General features: G+C 73.0%; 4 protein-coding genes. 2 read left to right on the plus strand and 2 right to left on the minus strand.

Annotated elements, in window-relative coordinates; all coding sequences use genetic code 11:
- Nucleotides 1–97: 97 nt before the first annotated feature.
- Both ACVNF4_RS34045 and ACVNF4_RS34050 read left to right on the plus strand, forming a co-directional pair.
- A complete protein-coding gene (locus ACVNF4_RS34045) occupies nt 98–1,021 on the plus strand; it encodes an ABC transporter ATP-binding protein (protein WP_461806736.1) in 924 nt (307 codons plus the stop codon).
- Entirely contained in the window at nt 1,008–1,892 is an 885-nt protein-coding gene (locus ACVNF4_RS34050; RefSeq protein ID WP_461806733.1) for an ABC transporter permease, read from the plus strand. The genes ACVNF4_RS34045 and ACVNF4_RS34050 overlap by 14 nt, the downstream gene beginning before the upstream one ends.
- A gap of 24 nt (nt 1,893–1,916) precedes the next feature.
- Here the strand turns inward: ACVNF4_RS34050 and ACVNF4_RS34055 are convergent, their stop codons facing one another.
- Nucleotides 1,917–2,501, minus strand: a complete 585-nt coding sequence (locus ACVNF4_RS34055) for a flavodoxin family protein (RefSeq protein ID WP_461806734.1) — start codon at nt 2,499–2,501, stop codon at nt 1,917–1,919.
- A 64-nt stretch (nt 2,502–2,565) separates the two neighbouring features.
- Nucleotides 2,566–3,401: amidase family protein (locus ACVNF4_RS34060; RefSeq protein WP_461806735.1), on the minus strand; the 836-nt coding region annotated here is incomplete at its 5' end.

Consider the following 3,401-nt stretch of genomic DNA (forward strand, 5'->3'; position numbering starts at 1 on the left):
CTCCGGCCGAGCCCCGCAGCCGGCGGACCACCCCGCCCCCGCCCCACAACCGGCGCTCCGCACCACCCCCGGCTCCCCGCCCGCCCCCGACGCCCCGGTGATCCTCACCCGCGCCCTCACCAAACGCTTCCGGGGCGGTCAGCTCGCCGTCGACTCCCTCGATCTGACCGTCCCCCGGGGCAGTGTCTTCGGCTTTCTCGGACCGAACGGCTCAGGGAAGACGACGACCATCAGGATGCTGATGGGCCTGATCGCACCGACCTCGGGGTCGGCGAGGGTGCTCGGCAGGCCGATGCCGGGCGCGGCGGGCGAGGTCCTCCCGGAGGTCGGCGCGCTGATCGAGGGGCCCGCGCTGTACGGCTTCCTGTCGGGCCGCGACAACCTCCTCCGGTACGACGCGGCGGACCCGACGGCAGACCCCCGCACCCGGGCCCGGCGCGTCGGGGCGGCGCTGGAGCGGGTCGGGCTGACGGCCGCAGCCGGCAAGAAGGCGAAGGCGTACTCCCTGGGCATGAAACAGCGCCTGGGCCTCGCGTCGGCGCTGCTGCGCCCCCGCCGCCTCCTGGTGCTGGACGAACCGACGAACGGCCTGGACCCCCAGGGCATGCGGGAGATCCGCGCGCTGATCAGAGAGCTCGCGGCGGACGGGACGACCGTGTTCCTCTCCTCCCACCTCCTGGACGAGATCGAGCAGGTCTGCACGCACGCGGCGGTGATGGCGCGCGGCCGGCTGATCGCGCAGGGCGAGGTCCCGGCGCTGGCGGCGCGGACGAGGGGCCGGCTGGTGGTGACGACACCGGACCCGGCGGAGGCCGCGCGGGTGCTCAAGGAGGAGGGCCTCGCGGAGGTCACCGCAGAAGGCGAGCAGGTCACGGCCGAGCCCCCGGAGAGGGACCTCGCGGAGGTGAACGCGGCACTGGTGGCCGCAGGTGTCAGAGTGCGCGGCTTCGCCCTGCGGCGTGCCTCCCTGGAGGACGCGTTCGTGGAGCTGACGGGAGAGGGATTCGATGTCGCGGGTTGAGACGGCTCCGGCGGTGCGGGCCCCGAACCCGCTGTGGACGCTGGGCCTGCTGCGCAGCGAACTGCTGACCACACTGCGCCGTTGGCGCACCCTGGCCCTGCTGGGAGTGCTCGCGGCCGTCCCGGTCCTGGTCGGCATCGCGGTGCGGATCGAGACGGCCGACGGCTCGACGAGGGGTGGCCCCGGAGGCGCGGGAGGAGGGCCCGCGTTCATCTCGCAGGTCACGAACAACGGCCTGTTCCTGGTGTTCACGGCCCTCGCGGCGACCCTGCCGTTCTTCCTGCCGATGGCCGTGGGCGTGATAGCCGGGGACGCGATCGCGGGCGAGGCCAACGCGGGGACGCTGCGCTACCTCCTGGTCGCCCCGGCCGGCCGTACCCGGCTGCTGCTCACCAAGTACCTGACGACGATGACGTTCTGCCTGATCGCGACCCTCGTCGTGGCGCTCTCAGCGCTGGCGGTCGGCGCGCTGCTCTTCCCCCTGGGCGACCTGACGACGATCTCCGGCACCCGTATCACGTTCGCCGACGGCCTGTGGCGGGCGTTCCTGATGGCGCTCGTGGTGGCCGCGTCCCTGATGGGCGTGGCGGCGCTCGGCCTGTTCGTGTCGACCCTGACCAACAGCGGCATCGCGGCGATGGCGACCACGGTCGGCCTGCTGATCACGGTCCAGATCGTCGACCAGATCCCCCAGCTCCACGCCGTCCACCCCTACCTGTTCTCCCACTACTGGCTGTCCTTCGCCGACCTCATGCGCGAGCCGGTCTACTGGGACGACCTCCAGAAGAACCTGAGCCTCCAGGCCCTGTACGCGGCGGTGTTCGGCTCGGCGGCGTGGGCCCGCTTCACGACGAAGGACGTCACGGCCTGACGCCGAGCCGCCTCCCACGGGGTTTCAGCCCTCCTCGTGAGGGAAGCGGGCGAGCGGCGCCTCCTGGGCGAAGAATCCCTTCGCCCGCCCGAGCGCCTCGTCGTCCTTCAGGACGTCCCCGCGGTCGGTCCCGTTGCCGAGCAGCACCCCGCCGAACCGCATCTTCATGAACGCGGCGGTGTGCATGAGGGTCCCGACGAGCGGCTCCGCGCGCGAGGCCTCACTGGCGTAGGCGGAGACGCCCCAGAGGGTGCGCCCGGCCATTGCGCCCCGGAAACCGGCCTCGGGCAGCCGCAGCCACCACGACCAGTGGTCGAGGTACTGCTTGGTGAGCGCGGAGACGGAGTACCAGTACAGCGGCGAGGCGATGACGAGGTCGGTGGCCCGGAGGGTGGCGTCGAGCAGGAGGCGGGCGTTCGGGTCGGTGGGGGCCGTGTAGCCCTCGTCGTGACGCAGGTCGGGGAAGTCGGGCAGCGGGTGGTCGGCCAGCCGGATCCACTCCTGCTCGACCCCCTCGGGCAACTGTTCGGCGGCCCGGCGCGCGAGGAGTTCGGTGTTGCCGCCCGAACGGCTGCTGCCGAGCAGGAACAGGAAACGACGGTCCGTCATGGCTCCCCCGGAGATAGGTCAGGAGTGAGTATATGCATGTGCAATAACCACCCTCCGGCGGAAATCATTCCGGTACGACAGGGGGCTCACCCAGACTCCAGGGCAACGCCGACGCCACGGCCAGCAGCAGCCCCTCCCCGCCCCGGGGCGCGACGATCTGGAGCCCCACCGGACACCCGTCCGCCCCGACCCCCGCCGGCACACTGGCCGCCGGATGCCCACTGAGATTGAACGCCCAGGTCAGAGCGGTGGAGTAGCGCTCACCGGGCCCTTCGTGCCCATGCGCCGCGTTCGGCGTCACCGGAGTCAGCAGCAGATCCGCCGACCGGAACACCTCGGCGAGCCGCGCGTCATTCACTTCACGCACGCCGCCTTCCCGAACCCCGGCCTCCCGAACCCCCGCTTCCCGCGCTCCACCCTCAGCCCGCCGCACCCCACTCGGCCCCCGCATCGCAAGCCACGCCTCCGCCGGATCCTCCAGCACCACGGACCGCTCACTGATCCGCACAACCCCCCTCTCGGCAAGCCGCGAAGCGGCCCCGCGCGCGAGCGCCACCGGCTCCGGATCGCACCCGGCGTACCCGAGATCCGGCGACCAGACGGCGATCAACGGCCGCCGCCCCGGCCCCGGAACCCGCCCCCGCCCCGGAACCCGCCCCGGCCCCGAAAGCCACCCCAGCCCCGGAAGCCACCCCAGCCCCGGAAGAGACTCCCCGGACAGCACCCGCCAGCACGCCGCCGCATCCGCAGGGTGACGGGCGAAGAACCCGGGCGCCGCCAGCCCCGTCCGATCCGCCCCCGGCAGCCGCCCACCCCCGAGCTTCAGCCCGAACACCCCGCACCAGGCGGCGGGAATCCGCACCGCCCCCGCCCCGGCGCTCCCGGTCGCGAGCGGCACCA

This window comes from Streptomyces sp. S6 (assembly GCF_054880855.1).

What these genes read in the sequence shown, in the direction of transcription:
- ACVNF4_RS34055 (WP_461806734.1), bottom strand. Translation starts at nt 2,501, where the DNA reads ATGACGGACCGTCGTTTCCTGTTCCTGCTCGGCAGCAGCCGTTCGGGC.
- ACVNF4_RS34050 (WP_461806733.1), top strand. Translation starts at nt 1,008, where the DNA reads ATGTCGCGGGTTGAGACGGCTCCGGCGGTGCGGGCCCCGAACCCGCTG.